This window comes from Rhizobium phaseoli, from assembly GCF_010668805.1.
In the GTDB taxonomy this organism is placed as follows: domain Bacteria; phylum Pseudomonadota; class Alphaproteobacteria; order Rhizobiales; family Rhizobiaceae; genus Rhizobium; species Rhizobium phaseoli_A.
Genome location: NZ_WUFT01000020.1, coordinates 78,682 through 98,438 on the forward strand (window position 1 = coordinate 78,682; position 19,757 = coordinate 98,438).

General features: G+C 61.7%; 19 protein-coding genes and 1 pseudogene. 9 read left to right on the top strand and 11 right to left on the bottom strand.

Annotated features, from left to right (window positions below; genetic code table 11):
* From GR197_RS25880 to oiaX, 9 genes are all read right to left on the bottom strand, one after another.
* Entirely contained in the window at positions 1-1,065 is a 1,065-nt protein-coding gene (locus tag GR197_RS25880) for an ABC transporter permease (protein WP_164014779.1), read from the bottom strand.
* Positions 1,062-2,612 (bottom strand): sugar ABC transporter ATP-binding protein, encoded by a 1,551-nt coding sequence (locus tag GR197_RS25885; RefSeq protein ID WP_164014780.1) that lies wholly within the window; start codon positions 2,610-2,612, stop codon positions 1,062-1,064. The genes GR197_RS25880 and GR197_RS25885 overlap by 4 nt, the downstream gene beginning before the upstream one ends.
* On the bottom strand, positions 2,609-3,253 hold the full coding sequence (locus GR197_RS25890) for a DUF2291 family protein (RefSeq protein WP_164014782.1): 645 nt from the start codon (positions 3,251-3,253) through the stop codon (positions 2,609-2,611). Before GR197_RS25890 ends, GR197_RS25885 begins: the two co-directional genes overlap by 4 nt.
* 73 nt (positions 3,254-3,326) lie before the next feature.
* Positions 3,327-4,268, bottom strand: coding sequence for a D-ribose ABC transporter substrate-binding protein (locus GR197_RS25895; protein ID WP_164014783.1), 942 nt, complete (start codon positions 4,266-4,268; stop codon positions 3,327-3,329).
* A 115-nt stretch (positions 4,269-4,383) separates the two neighbouring features.
* Complete coding sequence (locus GR197_RS25900; RefSeq protein ID WP_164014784.1) at positions 4,384-5,211, bottom strand: phosphogluconate dehydrogenase C-terminal domain-containing protein; 828 nt, start codon at positions 5,209-5,211, stop codon at positions 4,384-4,386.
* A 77-nt stretch (positions 5,212-5,288) separates the two neighbouring features.
* Positions 5,289-5,735: an RpiB/LacA/LacB family sugar-phosphate isomerase gene (locus GR197_RS25905; protein WP_164014786.1), complete on the bottom strand. Its 447-nt coding sequence runs from the start codon at positions 5,733-5,735 to the stop codon at positions 5,289-5,291.
* A gap of 35 nt (positions 5,736-5,770) precedes the next feature.
* Positions 5,771-6,535: a triose-phosphate isomerase gene (locus GR197_RS25910; protein WP_164014788.1), complete on the bottom strand. Its 765-nt coding sequence runs from the start codon at positions 6,533-6,535 to the stop codon at positions 5,771-5,773.
* Complete coding sequence (locus tag GR197_RS25915; protein ID WP_164014831.1) at positions 6,535-7,869, bottom strand: four-carbon acid sugar kinase family protein; 1,335 nt, start codon at positions 7,867-7,869, stop codon at positions 6,535-6,537. Before GR197_RS25915 ends, GR197_RS25910 begins: the two co-directional genes overlap by 1 nt.
* Before the next feature lie 5 nt (positions 7,870-7,874).
* A complete protein-coding gene (gene oiaX / locus GR197_RS25920) occupies positions 7,875-9,131 on the bottom strand; it encodes a 3-oxo-isoapionate-4-phosphate decarboxylase OiaX (RefSeq protein ID WP_164014790.1) in 1,257 nt (418 codons plus the stop codon).
* 179 nt (positions 9,132-9,310) lie between these two features.
* On the opposite strand from oiaX, the gene GR197_RS25925 reads away from it, so the two are divergent.
* The 7 genes from GR197_RS25925 (at position 9,311) to GR197_RS25955 (ending at position 16,680) form a co-directional block, all read left to right on the top strand.
* Positions 9,311-10,015 (top strand): transcriptional regulator NanR, encoded by a 705-nt coding sequence (locus tag GR197_RS25925; RefSeq protein WP_164014792.1) that lies wholly within the window; start codon positions 9,311-9,313, stop codon positions 10,013-10,015.
* Between the two features lie 93 nt (positions 10,016-10,108).
* Positions 10,109-10,429: a hypothetical protein gene (locus GR197_RS25930; protein WP_164014793.1), complete on the top strand. Its 321-nt coding sequence runs from the start codon at positions 10,109-10,111 to the stop codon at positions 10,427-10,429.
* Positions 10,430-10,573: 144 nt separating this feature from the next.
* The gene (locus tag GR197_RS25935) at positions 10,574-11,578 is read left to right on the top strand and encodes a substrate-binding domain-containing protein (protein WP_164014796.1); all 1,005 of its coding nucleotides are present in this window, start codon (positions 10,574-10,576) and stop codon (positions 11,576-11,578) included.
* Positions 11,579-11,614: 36 nt separating this feature from the next.
* On the top strand, positions 11,615-12,907 hold the full coding sequence (locus GR197_RS25940; RefSeq protein ID WP_164014799.1) for an ABC transporter substrate-binding protein: 1,293 nt from the start codon (positions 11,615-11,617) through the stop codon (positions 12,905-12,907).
* Positions 12,908-13,132: 225 nt separating this feature from the next.
* Positions 13,133-14,071: a carbohydrate ABC transporter permease gene (locus GR197_RS25945; protein WP_164014801.1), complete on the top strand. Its 939-nt coding sequence runs from the start codon at positions 13,133-13,135 to the stop codon at positions 14,069-14,071.
* Positions 14,064-14,957, top strand: a complete 894-nt coding sequence (locus GR197_RS25950) for a carbohydrate ABC transporter permease (RefSeq protein WP_164014803.1) — start codon at positions 14,064-14,066, stop codon at positions 14,955-14,957. The genes GR197_RS25945 and GR197_RS25950 overlap by 8 nt, the downstream gene beginning before the upstream one ends.
* A gap of 4 nt (positions 14,958-14,961) precedes the next feature.
* Positions 14,962-16,680 (top strand): GH32 C-terminal domain-containing protein, encoded by a 1,719-nt coding sequence (locus tag GR197_RS25955; protein ID WP_164014805.1) that lies wholly within the window; start codon positions 14,962-14,964, stop codon positions 16,678-16,680.
* A 52-nt stretch (positions 16,681-16,732) separates the two neighbouring features.
* On the opposite strand, the gene GR197_RS25960 is transcribed toward GR197_RS25955, so the two are convergent.
* A complete protein-coding gene (locus GR197_RS25960) occupies positions 16,733-17,815 on the bottom strand; it encodes a saccharopine dehydrogenase family protein (protein WP_164014807.1) in 1,083 nt (360 codons plus the stop codon).
* A gap of 103 nt (positions 17,816-17,918) precedes the next feature.
* On the opposite strand from GR197_RS25960, the gene GR197_RS25965 reads away from it, so the two are divergent.
* Both GR197_RS25965 and GR197_RS25970 read left to right on the top strand, forming a co-directional pair.
* Positions 17,919-18,515 (top strand): TetR/AcrR family transcriptional regulator, encoded by a 597-nt coding sequence (locus GR197_RS25965; RefSeq protein WP_164014809.1) that lies wholly within the window; start codon positions 17,919-17,921, stop codon positions 18,513-18,515.
* Positions 18,516-18,846: 331 nt separating this feature from the next.
* Positions 18,847-19,251 (top strand): ester cyclase, encoded by a 405-nt coding sequence (locus tag GR197_RS25970; protein WP_141335742.1) that lies wholly within the window; start codon positions 18,847-18,849, stop codon positions 19,249-19,251.
* Positions 19,252-19,307: 56 nt separating this feature from the next.
* Here the strand turns inward: GR197_RS25970 and GR197_RS25975 are convergent.
* Positions 19,308-19,484 (bottom strand): annotated as a pseudogene (locus GR197_RS25975) (SOS response-associated peptidase family protein); the annotation flags it as partial.
* Between the last annotated feature and the right edge of the window lie 273 nt (positions 19,485-19,757).

The window sequence follows — 19,757 nt, forward strand, 5'->3', positions numbered from 1 at the left end:
TCAACCTGCCTTTGCCATCTGCATGAGGGTGACGCGCTGCTGCAGGCGGCGCTGCGCCTGGTCGACGACCACGGCGATGATGATGACGAGGCCCTTGATAACCATTTGCCAGAAGGAGGAAACGCCCATCATGACAAGCCCGTCCGAAAGGATGCCGATGACGAAGGCGCCGATGATCGTGCCGCCGATCGTGCCGCGGCCGCCCGACATCGAGGTGCCGCCGAGAACGGCTGCCGCGATCGCATTGAGCTCGAAGCTTTCGCCGGTGGCCGGATGGGCGGCCATCAGCTCGGAGGAGATGACGACGCCGACGATGGCGGCACAAAGGCCGGAGAACATGTAGACTGAGATTTTCACGACATCGACGCGGATGCCGGACATGCGTGCTGCCCGCTCATTGCCGCCGACGGCGAAGATATGGCGGCCGATCGGCGTCGATCGGGCAACATAGGCGGCCGCGAGCGCCAGCACGATCAGGATCCAGATCGACACCGGCAGGCCGAGAATGCGTCCGGCTCCGAAGAAATCGAAGCCGGTGGTGGCATATTCGGGCCGGCCGACGAGGTTCGGAAAAGTCTGGCCATCCGAAGACAACAGGGCCAGCCCGCGGGCGACATAGAGCGTGCCGAGGGTGGCGATGAACGGCGCGACGTTGAGCTTGGTGATCAGCAATCCGTTGATGAGGCCGATCAGCAGGCCGATCGACAGCGTGATCAGCACGATCTCGAAGAGGTTGAAATAGATGGTGTAGCCGATCGGCAGTTCGACGCCGTAAAGGATCAGCCCGCCGGCGACCATGCCGCACAGCCCGACGATCGAGCCGACCGAGAGATCGATGCCCCCGGTGATGATGACGAAGGTCATGCCCATCGCCAGGAAGGCGTTCAGCGCCACATGTTTCGACATCAGGATCATGTTCGCCGTCGAGGTGAAGTTCGGCGCGAAGATCGCAAAGAAGATGATGACGGCGAAAAGCGCGATGAAGGTCCTGAGCTTCATCAGCGTCAGAAGCGCGGAGCCGTTGGCGCCTTTCGGCGCAAGAGTGGTAGACGTAGCCGCCATCATGACGCGAGTTTCCCTTGATGTCCGTGTCCCTTGGCCGAAGCCGCGATGATCGCTTCCTCCGTCGCCTCGTCCCGGTCGAAGACAGCGACCAGTTGGCCGTTGCTCAACACCGCGATGCGATCGGATAGCGCCATGACCTCTTCGAGGTCGGAGGTCGAAAATAAAATTGCGAGCCCGTTTGCCGCCAGCCGGCGCATGGTGCGGAAGACGTCAGCCTTGGCGCCGACATCGATGCCGCGGCTCGGCTCGTCCATCAGCAAAACCTTTGGGTTGGTCATCAGCGCCTTACCGATGACGACCTTCTGCTGATTGCCGCCGGACATCGAGGTGACCTCGAAATCCGGGTTGGGCGCCTTGATCGAGAGATCGCGGATCGCCTCGCGAATGGCATCCTTCTCGGCGCTACGATCGATATGGAAGAGCCGGGTGAAGCGGGAAAGGCTCGCCAGCGTCAGGTTGGAGGCGATGGAAAGCACCTGCACCAACCCCTCTCGCTGCCGGTCTTCCGGGATGAGCGCAAGGCCGCGGCGGATGCGCCGCGTGGTGTCACGAGCGCGCACTTCCTTGCCGTCGATGAAGATCTTGCCGGTCGAATGCGTGTGGCGCCCGATCACGCATTCGAAAAATTCGCTGCGTCCCGCGCCCATCAGGCCGTAGATGCCGAGGATCTCACCTGCCTTGACCGACAGGGAGACATCGTTGACCGCAAGCCCGCCCGTCGGCCTGGGCAGGCTGATGTTTTCGGCGCGGAAGACTTCTTCGCCAACGGAATGAGTGACCGATTTGGCAAAATCCTTTGCGTCCGAGCCGATCATCGAGCGCACGATCCAGCGCGTATCGATGTCGCGGACCATGGCATGACCGGTGATCTGGCCGTCGCGCAGCACGGTGATGAAGTCGCCGATCCGCATCAGCTCTTCCAGCCGGTGCGAGATATAGACGATGGCCACACCCTGCGCCTTCAGCTCGGCGATCACCTTGAACAGGATCTCGACTTCGGCCGCCGACAGCGCCGAGGTCGGCTCGTCCATGATCAGGATGCGGGCATTCAGAGACATCGCCTTGGCGATCTCGACGAGCTGCTGCTGGCCGATCGGCAGATCCTCGACCATCGTGCCGGCATCGATGCCGGCATCGAGACGCCGCAGAAATTCATTGGCTTTCTCGACCTGCGCCTTGTGATCGATGCCGAGTAGGCCGCGAGTGATCTCGCGCCGGGCAAAAATGTTTTCGGCGACCGACATGTTGGCGAAGAGATTGAGCTCCTGGAAGATCATGCCGATGCCGTTGGCCTGCGCATCGGCCGGACTGTCGAAGGAGACAGGCTTGCCGTCCAGGATGATACGGCCGAGCGTCGGGCGCTCGACGCCGGCGATGATCTTCATCAGCGTCGATTTGCCGGCGCCGTTTTCGCCGACCAGAACATTCACTGCGCCGCGGCGCAGCTCCAGATTGGCGCGCTTGACGGCCACGATGCCCGAATAGACCTTCGACACATCGTCGAGGCGCAGGATGATATCGTCCTCTTGTGCCTCTGCCGCCGTCATGAGCCCACCTTCAGTTCAGAAGGTGTCACGAGCGGAAGCTCGCCGCTTTTCGGCAACGCAAAGGCGCCGATCACCATCACCGTCTTGCCGACCAAGCCGTCGCGCGGGACGGAAGACAGAATGGCCGTATTGGCCTTCTCGTTGAAGGCCTTGCCGAACTGCGCCCATTCGATCTGGTTCTTGAACTCGTTGAAATTGACGAACTCCAGCGTGTCGCGCAGTGCGGTGCCGCGCAGCGCCGGTCCGATCTGCACCTTCGCATCGGCCTTGCCGTCACCATCGGCGTCGACATCGAGTGTTGCCGCGCGCGAGGCCGTATCGGCGGCGACGACCTTGCCGGTAATCTTCACCGCATAGGTCCATGGCGAGCTGCTCTGCTTGCGCGGATTACCGAATTTTTCGCCGGCGGTATCGGGGCTCGTGGCAACGAGCTGCATGACGTCCTTCAGCTCGCCGGCGCGTTTTTCGAAATAGGGCACGACCTCAGGCTGCCAGATCGCCTCGACCTTCGCATTCGGGTCGAAGGCCGTCTTCGCCGCTGCCGCAGCCTTCTCCTCAGCGGTCGGCGTCTTGATGATCTTGCAACCGGGCAGGGCCGCCGCCACGACGGCGGCAAGCAGAGCGCCCTTCATTCTCAACATGCGGGTGAACCTCGACGTCTTGCAAAATGCATTGCGGAGGGCGCAACGCTGCACCCTCCGCAATTGGTGCTGATCAGTTCGTCAGGGCGAAGGTTTCAAGCTTGCCGGAATTGTCGGCGTTGATGAGAACACAATCCATCAACTGCTTCTCTTCTTTCGGGGTCGTCTTGTTTTTGATGTAGGCGTCGGCCTGTTCGACCGCCAGCTGAGCCTGCGCATAGGCGGGCTGCAGCACGGTCGCCTTGATGCCGCCCGACTTGATCGAGTCGCGCACGTCGTTGGAACCGTCGAAGCCGACGACGATCACGTCTTTGCGGCCGGCAGCCTGCAGGGCTGCGATGGCACCCATGGCCATGGTGTCGTTACCGGAGATGACGCCCTTGATATCGGGATTTGCCTGAAGGATGGTTTCCATCTTCGAATAAGCTTCCGTCTGGCTCCAGTTGGCCGACTGTTTGGCGACCGACTTCAGCTCCGGATAGTCGTCGATGACGTCGTGATAACCCTGCGAGCGGATGCCGGCATTGGTGTCGGACTCCTTGCCCACCAGCTCGACGTAATTGCCCTTCTCGCCCATCAGCTTGACGAATTCCTGCGCCCCGAGCTGGGCACCCTGATAGTTGTTCGAAACAATCTGGGCGACTGCAACGCCTGTCGCGTTGATTTCGCGGTCGATCAGGAAGGATGGGATGCCGGCATCCTTGGCCTTCTTGACGGCAGCGACGGAGGCGTCCGCGCCGGCATTGTCGAGGATGATCGCCTTGGCGCCACGCCCGATCGCCGTATCGATCATTTCCGACTGCTTGTTGGCGTCATCGTCATGCGTCATGACGAGAGTTTCGTAGCCGAGTTCCTTCGCCTTGGCTTCGGCGCCGACGGCTTCAGCCTTGAAGAAGGGGTTGTCATGCGCCGGCGTGATGATGGCGATGAGATCGGCTGCGAAAACCGGCATGGCAGTTCCAAGCGCCAGCGCGCCGGCAAAAGCTGCAAGTGTTAGTCTGCGCGTCAGTTTCATTCTTTCCTCCCGTTGTGAATGAAGCCCCGTTTTCCCGGAGCGGTTACTCCGTCTCCCCGGAGCGTTGCCCCGTCTCCGGAGCGGTAGAGGGGGAGGGCTTGCCTCCCCAGCCGGTTCAGGTGATGCGCCGGATGCTTTCGGCGATCTCCTGCGGTTCGAATACTTTCTTCCAGTCGTCGCGCATCAGCGCCGGAATGCCGAACTCGATCGCCTTGTTGCAGGCATCCGAGAACACGCCGTCGACTTCCTTGAAGATGACCGCGCCGAGCACGTTCATATGGCCGAGCAGGAAATCACGGGCGGCTTGTTCAGGCACGCCACGCGCAACGCATTCATCCATCGCTTGGCGCATGACGACGAGTAGCGATGCGCAGACGGTTTCGGAAAGGCCAGGTTCGAGCATGGCGAGCTGATCGACCGTAACCCGGTGTGAGCGCATGACCGGCGCCCAGATGAGCTTGGCGATTTCCTCGCCGAGCGCATAGGCGCTGTCGGGACCCTGCATCAGCGCCGAGACGATGTGCTGCTTGGCGAATAGGCCGCCGAAGTGATCCTTCTTGGCCTGCATATCCGTCTCGTCGTTGAAGATCGGCGGGTGGCAGGGATGGGTGACGAAATAGGTGAGGTCATCACGCTTCGGCAGGTGGCCGGCAAAGGGGGCGGCGGCATCGAGAGCGACCACCATGGTCCCCGAAGCGAGCTTGTCGACGATTCCAGCCGCGACCTTGCCGATCGCCGTATCCGGCACCGCGAGGATGACCACGTCTGCGCCGTCGAGTGCGGCATCAACCGGCACGCAATCGAAGCCGAGATCATTCTTCAGACGCGCTTTGCCCGCATCGCTTACCTCGACATGGCGCACGTCGAAGCGTGAGCCCTTGAGATTTTTGGCAAGCCGATATCCCATTTTGCCGCCGGCGCCGAAGAGAGCAATCTTGGTCATGTTTTCCTCACTATTTCAGTCGCGATAGGATCATACACTGGTATGATGAGTCAATCACTATATCACCAGGAATCTTGTCAGGACCTGTGTTTTTCGGCGTCGAGCCTGTCGATCGCCTGCACGTTGCCGGCCGACGGGCCATCGGGGTCGAATTCGGAAGCAAGCCAGACGTCGACGATCGACTTCGCCAGTTCCGGCCCGATGACCCGCGCCCCCATCGTTATGATCTGGGCGTTGTTCGATTTCACCGCGCGCTCCGCCGAATAGGTGTCGTGGGTGAGGGCGGCGCGAATACCCGGCACCTTGTTTGCGGAAATGCACACGCCGATGCCGGTGCCGCAGAACAGGATGCCGCGCTGATGTTCGCCATCGACGATAGTCTGCGCGAGACGTTGCGAAAGATCGGCATAGAAGCCGGATTGGCTGAGGTCGTGAACTTCGAGGTCTGCCTTGCCGGCCAGATGGGCGGCAATGACATCCAATAGTGGTTTGCCTGCGCTGTCTGCGCCGATTGCGATCTTCATAGCCGTTTCCTTTCGCTCGCCCTCAGGCATGGAAATCACCGTTCGATCGCCGCGCTGACGCGGCGGAGAATGTCGAGGTAGCCGTCGACGGACCAGGCAGAGCGGCCGATGAACAGCCCGTCGATATGCGCCTCTGTGATCAGTTCCTGACAATTTTCAGGATTGACGCTGCCGCCGTAGAGAACCGGTACCGCACGGCCGAGAATGGCCTTGGCCACTTCGGCGATCTTTCCGTGCCGCTCCGACGCGTAGTCGGCACTCGCCGGAATGCCGTTGACGCCGATCGCCCAGACGGGTTCGTAGGCAAGCAGGATCGGAACCATTTCGGCCTCGGTATCGACGCCCCGCAAGGCGGCCTTGACCTGCCGCCGCAAAACCGCATCGGCCCGGCCCTCCTGGCGCTCCTGCAAGGTCTCGCCGATGCAGATCAGCGGCGTCAAGCCATGGCGGATGGCGGCGGAAACCTTGAGGCCGACGGTTTCGTCGGTTTCGCCGAAATGCTCGCGCCGCTCGGAATGGCCGAGTTCGACGATGTCGAGCTGGCAATCCTTCAGCATCAGAGGAGAAATCTCGCCGGTCCAGGCGCCGGCATCCTCCCAGTGCATGTTCTGGGCGCCGACCTTCACCGAAGTCTCGGCCAGCAGACGCTTGACCTCGCGCACTGCCGTAAAGGCGGGAATGACGAAGCGCTGCACGCGGGTATCGCGTTCCGCGTCCGTCGCTGCGAGGCGGTGCGCGAAAGCCAGCGCTTCCTCCACCGTCTTGTTCATCTTGAAACTGGTGCCGACCCAGACGACCATCAGTTCTTCCTTCCCAGACGGATCTGCGCGAAATAGCCGTCCGTTCCGACCTGGCCGCCTTTCAGCGCGATCTGCAGGCCGTTGGTCGGCGGGTAATCGCCATGGGCGAGGCATAGCGGCGAACCCGGCGTCTGGGGCAGCGGCAGTAGCGTCGTCAGCGCGTCGATCCTCAATTGCCGAAGCGCATGGCTCGACGTGTCACCGCCGGCAACGACCGCGCGCGACAGCCCTTCCGTTTCGATCAGCCGGCGCAGGATCGTGCCGAGGCTACTGCCGAGCTGGTGACGGGCGCCCGGCAGCCGGTCGATATCGGCGCCACGGTCCGCCGATGGGCCGAGCGCCGTATAGAGGATGACGCTCTTGCCTTCTTTCAGCTTGCCGACACCCGCCTGCACGGCCGCCTCCACGGCGGCTTCCCCATTGGAAACCAGCGCCAGCGGGTCGAGCGCAATGCTCTCGAAACCGTTCTCGGCAGCCGTGCGGATCTGCCGCTCGGTGGTCGGCGAGACGCTGCCGGAGACGACGGCAAGGCGCTCGACCGGACCGATATCGGGAAATTCGGCGCTGTTCTCGCCGATCGCGCCGGTCTGCCGCCAGGCGCTGAGGAGAGCATATTCCACCCCTGAGGAGCCGGCGACGAAACCTCCCGAGCGGCCGGTGACCCGCAGCATCTGCCGGCCGGCCGCCGCCTGCGTTGCCTCGGAGTCGACATCCAGGAGCAGGATCCCTTCGCCCTTCGACGTTAATTGGTCGATCCGTTGGTCTGCGTCCGCCGCGGTGATCGCGACGAGATCGGCGAGCCGGACGGGGAGGGAGGTCTGCTTCGACAGGTGGAGCGCAAGATCCGCCTCGTCCATCGGCGTAACAGGATGGCGGCTCATGACGGGGTGGCGGTCGATGCGGAAGATGCGGCCCTGATAGGCGGCGAAGAGATTGCCGAAAGCCGTATAGCGCTTCAATTGCGGCGCGCCGACGATAACCGGCACGATGGATTGCCCGAATCGCCTGCGGCCGATTTCGATCGCCTTGCCGATATTACCGATCCCCGGGCTGGAATCGAAGGTCGAGCAGACCTTGTAATGGCAGATCGAAGCACCGAGCGAACTCAGCCAGTCGAAGGCCGGCGCAAGATGTTCCTCCATCCACGCCGGTGTCTCGCTGCGGCTCGTTCCCGCCAAGCCGATCGCGGGGCAGTGTTTGAAGCGGGCGAAGAATTCCGGCGTGGGAAGGTCGAGGAAAAGCACGGTCTCGACACCGTTCGAGGCAAGCGCCTCCATGACGTCGGTCGAGCCGGTAAAATCATCGCCGTAATAGCTGACGAGACGTCCGTCCATATCGGTCACGCGCCCTTGCCGTCGCTGAATTTTGCAATCGAGGCGGCCAATTCAGGATGATCCTTGGCGTAGACCTCCAGCGGAATGTCGGCGACCGCAGCCTGCCAGGCCTGCTGCACGGCGCGAACGCCGGCCGCAGGGCCACCGGGATGGCTGACGATGCCGCCGCCGCAAAGATAGAGGAGGTCGACGGTGCGGCCGGTGCGCTGATAGGTCTCCGGCGCCTGCCCGCCCCACTGGCCGGAGCCGGCGACCGGAAGCGGCCGATCGGCGGCGTCGAACAGCGGCGCGCTGATGGCCTTGAAGGACGAGACGAAGCTGTCGTCCGGCTCCCAATATTTGACCCTGATGCCGTTGATCTGGAACTGGTCGACACCCAAGAGCCGCCAGAACTGCTGGTAGACCTTGAAGTCCAGGCCGGCGCCCGGATCGCGCGTCAGCACGTCCCAGCCGTTGCGATGGGCGTGCAGCACCAGGCTCGAGCGCTTGCGCAGAAAGCTCATGCCGCCGAAGCCGATCGAGTTGATATTGACGACGGCGCAGTTGCCGCCGGCCGCAGCGACGATGTCATGGTTGCGCATCATCTCGTCCGGGTCGGCATGCGAGATGCCGAAGGCATACATCACCTTCTTGCCGGTCTTCTGCTCGTGATCGAGAATGCGCGGCATGATCGCGGCGACACGGTCCTTGAGCGGCGAATAGGCCGGGCTCATCAGTTTCTCGTCGTCCTTGATGAAGTCGACGCCCGATGCGATCAGCTCTCCGACGAGCTCAGCCGTCTCATGCGGTCTCAGACCAAGCGCCGGCTTGACGATCGTGCCGATGATCGGCCGTCCCTCCACGCCGGTGAGGCGGCGGCTGCCCGGAATGCCGAACTGCGGTCCGGGATGGGCGCTTTTGAAGGCGTCCGGCAGCTTCATGTCGACGATGCGGATGCCGGTCATGCCCTTGATCGAATAGACGCCGCCGATCGCGATCGTCATCAGAGCGGAGAGATCGGTGCCGATCGCCTCGAGCGGAAAGCCGATGTCGACATCGGCGCGGTGGAGCAGCGTGCCGTGAGCCGCCTCCGGCCAGGTCGGATGACGCGCATCCTCGAGCGGGCGGATCGCCAGCACCCGAGCGGCGACGCGCGCCTTCAGCTCCTCGGTCTCGCCCGGAACCGGCACGAAGGTCCCGGTCGACTGGTCGCTGGCGATCTTCTCCGCCATCGCCTCGACGCTGCCGGCCGTTTCGATGCGGTAGGTCAGGGTAATCATCATGAAACCGACGGCTGCTCCTCTCGCCAACGCCGATTGCCATGGCGTCAACTCGTGAGCTGGTATAATGAGTATTCCAACTGTTGAAAAGCGGAATCTTCGGCTGCGCGATTTTCGATCGCGAGCTTTGTCCTTGGTCCGGAAAACTGTTAGGAGGAGACATTTTGAGCCAGCGAGATGTTATGACCCAACCCCTCGAACAGATCGTCCGCCGCAAACTCTCCGACGAAGTGTTTGATCGATTGGAGCGATTGATCACCTCGGGCGAGCTTCAGCCCGGCGATGAAATGCCCTCCGAGCGGGTGCTGATGGAGCGCTTCGGGGTCGGCCGGCCGGCGATCCGCGAGGCCATGCAGTCGCTCGCCAACAAGGGCCTTGTCAGCATTTCGCACGGCGAGCGGGCGAAGGTTCTGAGGCTGACGGCAAAGTCGATCTTCCGCCAGGTCGATCTCACCGCCAAGATCATGCTGTCGCAATCGGCGGACTCGCTGGAGCATCTGAAGAGCGCCCGCATCTTCTTCGAGCGCGGCATGGCGCGCGAGGCCGCGCAGCGGGCTTCGGCAACTGATATCGGCGACCTCAGGGAGATTATCGAGCGCCAGCGCCGGTCGCTCGGGCGGCCCGAAGAATTCATCGATGCCGATATGGAGTTCCACACTCGCATCGCCCAGATCTCCGGCAATCCGATCTACGTCGCCGTCAGCGAAGCCATGCTCGCCTGGCTGAAGGAATATCATACCGAGATGCTGATCTGGACCGGCAAGGAAAAGTTCACGCTCGCCGAACACGACGAAATCGTCGACCGCCTTGAAGCCAACGATATCGACGGCTCGGAAACCGCGCTGCTCAAACACCTCGAACGCTCGCGCGCACTTTACGCGAAGTAGGGAGATTTTGTTGAGCGACGGCTTGGGAACAATGATGTGCCGGCGAGGTTGTGGATACGCCAGTCAGGCAAAGATCCCAAGGAGGATATGAGAATGCATATGAAACTCGTAGCAGCTTCGCTTTTCGCAATCGGCATGGCCACATCGGCCTTCGCCCAGTCCAACCCGGCGCCGGCCGGCGCCACGATCGACAAGAATCAGGCCGATCAGGGTGGGGGCGCGGCCAGCGACATGAAGGCCAAGAAGCCGATGGCGACCGATTCCACCACGACCAATTCCACGACCAGCGGCACCATGAAAATGGACAAGACCAAGTGCCCGAACCCGGTCAACAACTCCGCCAAACTCCAGACTCAGGGCGGCACAAGCAATGCGACGCCGATGGACGAAGCCTGCGCAGCCCATAACAACTGATTGGCTTCCCCAGACAAAAACCCCGCTTCGGCGGGGTTCTTGTCTCATCGCTCAGCCCTTCTCGGCGGCATTCCCGACACCGGCTTGACTCATCGAAAGGCGATTGGTATCAATCTGGGTAATCGATAACCCAAAGCGCAGCCCGTGACGACTTCCCTCAACGACATAGCCGCCCGTGCAGGCGTTTCCGTCAAGACCGTGTCAGGCGCCTTGCATGGCGGCTCGGCGCGCATGTCGGAGGACACCCGGCAGCGGATCAAGGAGATTGCCGAGGAACTGGGTTATGTCACCAACTTCGCCGCCCGCAGCATGCGGCAGGGGTGGATGCCGCTCGTCGGCCTTGTTGCCGATGATCTGATCACGTCGCCTTTTGCGACGGAGATCATCAGGGGGCTCGACGGCGCCGTGCGCGCCGCCGACATGGCCGTTTTCGCGATGACGCTCGGCGGCCATCGCAGCGTCGCGTCGATCCTCGACGAGATGCGGCGTTTTCGCCCGCGGGCGATCGCCTATGCCGCCATGTATCACAAGAGCGTCGACCTGCCGCCGGAATTTGCCGATGCGGTCGGGGTCATGATCAACTGCCGCGATGCCAACGACCGCGTGACCTCGCTGGTGCCCGATGAAACGGGGGCGGCGATTGAGATCACCAACTACCTGATCGATGCCGGCCGGCGCAATATCGCCTTCATCAACCTTCCGGGGCTGCTCGCCGGGGACCTGCGTGAACTTGGTTTCCGGCAGACGCTCGATCATGCCGGCATCGACGGAGCCGGCGCCATCGTCCTGCCTGCGGTCAGCAAGGCGATCTACAGCGACCGGGCACACAGCCTCGTAGGCACGCATGTGCATGCGCTGATGAACGGCCCGCAGCGTCCCGATGCCATCCTCTGCGGCAATGACCGCGTGGCGATGGAGGTCTATGCCGCGCTGCGCCGGACGGGTGCTGCCATTCCCGACGACGTCGCCGTTGCGAGTTTCGACAACCAGGTCGAGATCGCCTCGCGTCTCGACCCGCCGCTGACCACCATGGCGCTGCCCCATCGCGCTATGGGCCGTCAGGCTGCGCACATCCTGCTTGCCGAAGACCGGGCTCCGGTCGGGGTGCAGAAACTGCCGTTCCAGTTGGTGGAGCGGGCATCCGTATAAATTGAGAAAGTCCCATTCAATTGAGGAGGAATTCTAATGGGTAAACGTTTACTTTTGTCTCTGGTCCTGTCCTCGGCACTATCAGCCTCGTGGGCGCAGGCAGCCGAGAAAACCGCAATCCAGGTCATGCATCAGGGCGATCCCGGTTTTGTCGCCGCCTACGGCAAGGTCGCCGAACGGTTCGAGGCCGCCAATCCCGATGTCGACATACAGTTCATCTATGCGCCGCACGATGCCTATAACGAGAAGTTCAGCGCGGCCGTCATGGCCAAGCAACTGCCCGACGTCATGGAACTCGATGCGCCGTTTCTCGCCAATTACGTCTGGTCGGGCTATCTTCAGCCGATCAAGCCGCTGATCGACAAGGACCTCCTCGACGACATGACGGAGTCCAACATCGCCCAGGGCACATACCCGATCGACAAGGACCTCTACGCAATCGGCCTGACCGACTCGTCGGTGGTTCTTTACGGCAACAAGAAATATCTCGAAGCGATCGGCGCCCGCATCCCGAAATCCGTCGACGATGCCTGGACCCGGGTGGAATTCGAAACCTATCTCGAAAAGCTTTCCAAGCTCGACGGCGTGAAGTGGCCGATCGATACCTTCCGCGGCTACGGCATCAAGACCGAATGGATCACCTATGCCTATGGCCCGATCCTGCAATCGGCCGGCTGCGACCTGATCGACCGCAAGGCCTGGAAATCCGAGGGCACACTCGATAGCGATGCCTGCGTCGATGCTCTCGCCATGATGCAGAAATGGGTCAAGAACGGCTGGGTCGTGCCGCAGTCGGCCGGAACCAACCAGTTCTTTGCCGAAGGCAATCCGGCCGCGCTGGCGCTCGGCGGACACTGGGTCTATGCCGAGGCTGCCGCGACCATGAAGGACAACATCGTCGTGCTGCCGCTTCCAAAATTCGGCGCTAAAGGCGCGAGCCCGAATGGCACCTGGATCTGGGCGATCACCAAGACGTCGAAACATCCCGATATCGCCGCCAAGTTCATCAGCTTCCTGCTGAAGGACAAGGAGTTCCGGACCTTCGCCGCAAGCCAGTCGGGCTATCCCGGCTTGAAGAGCTTCGCTGCCGAATCTCCGCTCTATGCCGCCGGCGGCCCGATGGCGATCGCCTTCGAGCAGGCATCGAAGACGGCCGTCGCCCGCCCGCCACATCCTGCCTATCCCACAATCACCTCGGCCTTCATGCAGGCCGTCGACCAGGCGTTCAATGGCGGCGATCCCAAGGAGGCGCTGACGTCAGCCGCCAAGAAAATCGATCAGGATATCGAGGACAATGACGGCTATCCGCCATTTGGCGACGGGCAATAAGCGTGATCGCTGCCGATAGGTCGAAGCCCTGCGATGTCTCCGGCAGACATCGCAGGGCGGGACCGGCATCTAAAGCGCGTCGCGATCTTTCAGATTCGCGCCTCGCGCGCTTTAGCTCTTTATTTTCTCGCATGTCGTTTGCGGCAAAAGCGCTTCGCGCTTTGCCCGGGAAAACCACCGCCCATTTTTGCGCGACATGCTTTAGGCTTGGAAAGGAGGAACTGCATGGTCATGCAACAATCGACATCGTCGACATCCGTCCGAAAGGCTCCGGCGCGCCGGCATGACAAAGGACGGCTGATGCAGGAAGCCGCCATGCTCGCGCCGGCCATGATCCTGTTGACCCTCTTTCTGATCCTGCCGTTTCTCTTGTCCTTCTGGACGGCGATGACCAACCAGCCTCTGGTGCCGCGGCCGACGCCCGTCCGGTTCGTCTGGTTCAACAATTTTATCCGCATTTTCCAGGACGATCTTTTCTGGACCGCCCTTTGGAACGTCGCGCGCTTCACCTTCTGGATCATTCCAGCGCAGTGCGGCCTCGCTTTCGCGACGGCGCTGCTGCTTCATCAAAAGCTGCCGTTCCGCAATCTGCTGCGCGGCATGTTCTTCCTGCCGGCGATCACCTCGATGGTCGTGGTCTGCGTCATCTGGGGCACCCTGTTCCAGTATCCCACGGGACCGTTCAACCAGATCCTCGGCTTTCTCTCCGGCGGGACGATCCAACCGATCGATTGGCTCGGCGATCCGCAATGGGCGATGTTCTCGCTCGTCCTGCTCTCGGCCTGGCAGGCCTACGGCTTCCAGATGATCGTCTATCTCGCCGGCCTTCAGGGCATTCCGGACGAACTCTACGATGCCGCCAAGATCGACGGTGCGAACGCCTTTCGGCGCTTCTGGCATGTGACCATGCCCGGCCTGCGGCCGACCCATGTCTTCGTTCTGGTGATCACCACCATCCAGGCCTTTAAACTCTATACCCAGGTGGCCATCCTCACGCAGGGCGGGCCGAAGAGCAGCACCGAAACGGTGGTGCACTACATGGTCCGTTCCGGCTTCGAAGAGCAGAAGATGGGCTACGCCTCTGCCGTTTCGGTCATCTTGTTCGTGATCGTTCTCATCATCGCGCTGATCCAGCGCCAGCTCCTGAGGCGCTTCGATGTCTGATCTCGCTCTCTCGATCCCGCAGGTCCGCACGGCGCGGCTCCGTTCCCCCGCAACGGTTCTTCGCATCATTCAGACGATATGCATTTTCATCATCGCATTGGTGATCGTGTCTCCATTGCTGCTGCTGGTCGTGGCAAGCCTCAAGGATGACCGGTTCCGGATTCTGGCCGATATGGGCAGCTTCCGCGCCTTCTGGGTTTCGAACCCCACGCTTTCCAACTATGCCGAGGTCGGCCACCTCTCAGGCGAACTTGCCTTCGGACGCTACCTCATCAACTCGCTGATCATCTTGGTCACGACGGTCTGTTGCGGCCTAATTGTGAATTCGATGGCCGCGTTTGTACTGGCCTGGGGATCGTTCAAGGGCCGCGCCGTCATCCTGTCGATCGTGATTGCACTCTATGTGATCCCGCAGGAAAGCATCATCATGCCGTTGGTGATCATGGTCTCGCGGGCGGGAATGTCCGATACCTTCGCAGTGCAGATCGTGCCCTGGGTCGCCAGCCCCCTCTATATCTTTCTGCTCTACCAGTTCTTCGCGCAATTGCCGAAGGAATTGCTGGAGGCAGCCGAGATCGACGGCGCGTCCTTTTTCCGGGCCTATCGCTCCATCTTCCTGCCGCTCAGTCTGCCCGCGCTCGCCACCGTGTCGATCCTCATGGGTATCGAGACCTGGAACCAGTATCTCTGGCCGATCCTGGTCACGCAGACGGATTATGCCCGGCCGATCTCCGTCGCCATCGCCACTTTCTTCGGGCAGGACAGCATCTACTGGGATCGTGCCATGGCAGCCTCCGTTTTGATGATGATCCCGATCCTGGGGCTCTACCTCGCATTCCAGCGGTGGTTCGTGAGTTCCTTTATCGGCTCTGCCGTGAAAGGTTGAATTGATGACAAGCCAAGCGATTTCTCCGTCCGATAAAGGGGCGCTGGAGACGATCAGCGCTGTCCTGCCAGAGGGGTCCACGATCCATGCCTGGATCAAGGCGGCACATGGGGCCGCCCCGGGAAAGCTGACGGCACATGTCGATGGGAACCCGGCCGGTGCTGTCGAAACAGCAAATCCTGACGAATTCGAGTTTCGGCTGCTGACGCTGGAAAGCGGCGGAGAGGCGGCCTTCTCCTATGATCCCGCGACGACCGAGGTCTCGGTCCTCTATGCCTTCCTTCAGCCGCGCGTTCTTGAAGAAGGCGTCCGGCTGCTGCATGCCAGCCCTGCCAATGCCACACCCGAGGTCCCCGGCAGCTATCACTTCCGCCCGCCTTTCGGCTGGATGAACGATCCCAACGGGTTTGGAAGATACGGTGGCAAGCTGCACCTCTTCTACCAGCACTATCCCCATAGCCTTCGGTGGAACAACATGCATTGGGGTCATGCGGTCTCGGAGGACTATCTTCGCTGGACGCATCTCCCGATCCTTCTTTTCCCTTCGGATGAACTCACTGCGCGGGCCGACGGGCGGGGCGGGGCATTTTCCGGCTCCGCGATCGCTCTTCCCGGCGATGAAGCCGGCCTTCGCATTTTCTTCACCGAGCATATGAAGGATCGGGAACCGGAGGAACAGGTTCAGTTCACCGCCACCAGCCGCGATCTCGTCAATGTCGAGCCGGCGAGCCTGATCCTGCCGGCGCGTCCCGCCGGGCTCGGCCTGACGACCGACTTCCGCGACCCTTACGTCTTCTTGGGCCCCGACGGCAAATGGAAGATGTTGCTCGGCACGCGCGACCGCGAGGGCGGCGTCATCCTGCTCTACCAAACCGATGATCCGGCTGCGGCGACGGGATGGAGCTTTCTCGGCATGCTTCACCGCGAGAACCGCTTCGGGATGACGGCGGCGGAGTGCCCCTGCATGGTGCCCCTCGATGGTCCCGCCAACGACCCGACGACGCGCTGGGCCCTGATTTTCGGTCTGCTCACCAGCCGCGACCCGGCAACCGGCCGGCGCAACATGACGCTTGCGACCGTCGGCCGTTTCGATGGCCAAAGGTTCTGGATGGAATTCGAACAGGAACTGGACTTCGGCACCGACGCCTACGCGTTCCAGGCATTCGTCGACGACGCCGGCCCGATCGGCATCGCATGGCTTGCGAACTGGACGGATATATCAAGAGAGATCGACATGCCGACGGCAATGACCCTGCCGCGCCGGCTGGCATTGCAAAGTGGGGCGCTGATCACGCCGCCGGTGTCAGGTGTCGAAAGCTTGCGGCAGCGTCGACTGGATGCCGAAGGTCTTCTGGATGGCCGGACCGTCGATCTCGCCAACGGCTCCGTCGAAATCCTGCTCACTCTCCGGCAAGCCGGCAACGCGTTCCGCCTCGATCTCGAACATCCCGAGGCGACGGTCGCGGTTCAGCTGAATGAGGCCGGGCTGAGCATTCCCTTCGCGGTGGCGAGTGCCAAGCCATCACCCCGCTATATCGCCGCCGGCGCACGCCCGTCGACCATCCGGATATTCCTCGATGCAGGCTCGATCGAGGTCTTCGCCGACGATGGCCGCTGGACGGGAACCAAGCGGCTGCCCGGCTACAAGGGGGTAAGTGCTGCGCGTCTGATCGCACCCGAGGGAAATGTACTTGCCGCCGAAATCTGGCAGCTCAGTCTTTGATCTCTGGAGGAAACGACGTGGCATCGGTTACGGTCGACGAGGCCCGCAAGCATTATGGTGCCGTTCCGGTGATCCACGGCGTCTCCGTCGATATCGATGTCTCAACCGACAGATTGGGGCCGAGCGCGCCGAGGAAACTCGCGGCATGGAAAATGGCAGCCGGTGGCTTTGCGCCGGTATCGCGGATGTCACCCGACAGGATACGCTGGACCGCTTCGCAGATGATCGGCGCCGTGACGGCATAGATGTCCTGTCCCTGGGCGAGAGCGCGCCGATGCAAGTCGCCTTGCGTGACGATCACCTCAACGGCGAAGCGCTGCGCCGAACGTCCGGTTTCATCGATGGCCTGGGGCGGGGGCGTCGATGGATCCCGAACATCCCGCAGGGCAATCGTGCTGAGAAACGTATGCAGCTCGTTGGTCCGGACGTGGCGGACGATCAGCGGTACTTCCGAAAACGGAAGCTCGATGAATGTCTGCCGGCCGAATGGGGCCGGCAAGACGGATACCTTCTCGGCCGGCGGCTGGTGCACGGGCCTAAGCTCGCCACCGCTGACCGCCAGGCGCTTTGCTGTGTTCTTTTCCCCGGTCACGCGCGTGCCTTTGGTCGGCAGCCAGCTATCGAGCGCAACCCGGATTTCGATGGTGTCGGCGTGCTGCCATTCGTCCATCAGGGCTGCCACCAGCAGGTCGGCCAGTCCGCCGTAAAATCCCATGGCCGGGATGACGACTACGCCGGCTTTCCGGGCCGCAGCCTCATGCCGGTCGAACGTCGCCTGTACGCTCGGCTGTTCGGCCGTGACGTCGAGATAATGGATGCCGGCCCGCAACGCGGCACGCACGGCTGCGTCGGCCGTGTCCATGAACGGGCCGGCGCAGTTGATGACCGCCGCCGCTCCGGTGAGCGCACGGTCCAGCGCTGCATCATCCTCTATCGCTACTTCGCGGCATTCGATGCCGCGCTCCGCAAAGCCCGCCTCCGCCAATCGTTCGGCACTCCGTCCGATCGCGATCGGTTTCAGCCCGCGCCGCAGCAGTTCGGCGACGACAAAACGGCCGGTATGGCCATTCGCGCCAAGGACCGCCACGGCCTCGGATGGTGTTCTGGTGATGTCGGCTTGTTGGGTCGTGGTCATTGCTCTCTCCATCGCTACAGACCTGTCTGTACTCAATAAAACATACAGGTCTGTAGCGCGTCAATCCACTTTCTGCTAGGGTGACTGAATTGGAGATACGCGAATGACGAAAAGCACAGTGAACGCACCCGCCCCAGCCGTGAACGACGTGCGGGACAGAATTCTCGAGACGGCATCGGAACTCTTTTACCGGCGCGGCGTGCGTGCCGTCGGCGTCGATCTGGTGGTTGAAAAATCCGGTGTCGCCAAAACCAGCCTTTACCGCCATTTCGGCACGAAGGACGATTTGGTCGCGGCCTTCCTGAAGCGCGAAGACCTGGACTTCTGGAGCACCTGGGACCAGGTAACCGAACAGCACCCGGATGACGCTTTGGCTGAACTCGACGCCCATTTCGAATGGATCGGCGAACGGGTCGGCCGGGACAATTACCGGGGCTGCCCGCAGATCAACACGGCGGCCGAGTTTCCGGAGGCCGGCCACCCCGCCCGCAAAGTCGCCGAAGCCCACATGCATGAAATGCGGCGCCGCCTGAAGACCATCGCCGGGAGACTGGCGGTCGCGGCACCCGACCGGCTTGCTGGGCAACTCGCGGTGCTGATCAACGGCGCCTTTGTCAGCATGCAGGTTTTCGAACCCGGCGAGGCGACCGGTTTGCTTCGCGATGCGGCACACGCCCTGATCGCCGCCAGCCGCGGCTGAGTCCCCGGAGGCAGACTTCTCAGAGTTGGGAAATGGATCAATAGGAACTGGCCACGCATCGGGATCGAGAGTTCCCGACATTCGTCGACTGGCGGCTCAGCCAAAATTTGTACCGCAACATCTCCTGTCGGCGCTTTTGCGAACACAAGGGCTTTCGCAACAACAGGCCGCCAGTTCGTATCCCTTCAAGCCGATCAATTGCACAGCCGGTCAGTCATCGTTATCCTCGAAAGGCGGTCGGCCTGCCGATAGCGGGTCAGGACTTCTTTCTTTCCTGACCTGCACCTCGCGCCGTTTCCACTCCTGATGGCGAACGATCGGAAGACTTAACATGGACGCTTCATCACACGAACGAGCAGCGACGATCATGTACGAGCGATATATTGCCTGCTTGAATGCCCGCGCCTGGAAAGGGCTGGGCGAATTCGTGGCGGACGATGTGGTTCACAACGGCCGCCTGCTCGGGGTGGATGGCTACCGAGCAATGCTGGAAGAGAACTGCCGCGAAATTCCCGACCTCTATTTCCACGTCGATTTCGTCGTAGCGAATGAAAGCCATGTTGCGTCCCGGATTCGATTCGACTGCGCGCCGATCAACGAATTTCTTGGCGTGCCTGTCCATGGCAAGCGCGTCGTCTTCCATGAGCACGCCTTTTACGCTCTGAGGAAGGGCAAGATTGCCGAGGTTTTCTCCGTAATCGACAAAACAGCAATTGAAGCGCAGGCGAGGCTCTGAGATAGCTAGAACTTTCCCGGATGCAGTGGCCTGGAGATGGGCATCGGCATTGCTGTTCAGTCAACCTGCTCCACCGATAGCGTTCCAACAGGGAGCGGCTTGATCAAAGACTTTGCAGAAACGGTCGCATCGAGCCAATCGGCGCATGCGTCGCGATCGAGGATGACAATCTGCCGGTCGTGGTAAGGTGCGATGTGCGGCCCCGGCTCCGTAGTCAGCATGCTAAAGGCCTGCCGCCGCCGCAGCATCAGGTCTGCAACATGTACGCACTCGATCGCTCGCTAAGGCGGTAAAAGTCGTTGCATCGAACGGGAATCCAAGGATGCGAACTCCGGTGCAAATCAACCGGTGCACCTGACCCTATCGCGACATCGTCGATTTGCTGTTCAGCCAAAATTTGTACCGCAACATCTCCTGTCGGCGCCTTTGCGAACAAAAGGGCTTTCGCAACAACAGGCCGCCGGTTCGAGTCCTTTCAAGGCGAAGAGCTTCACGTTTTTCCGTGG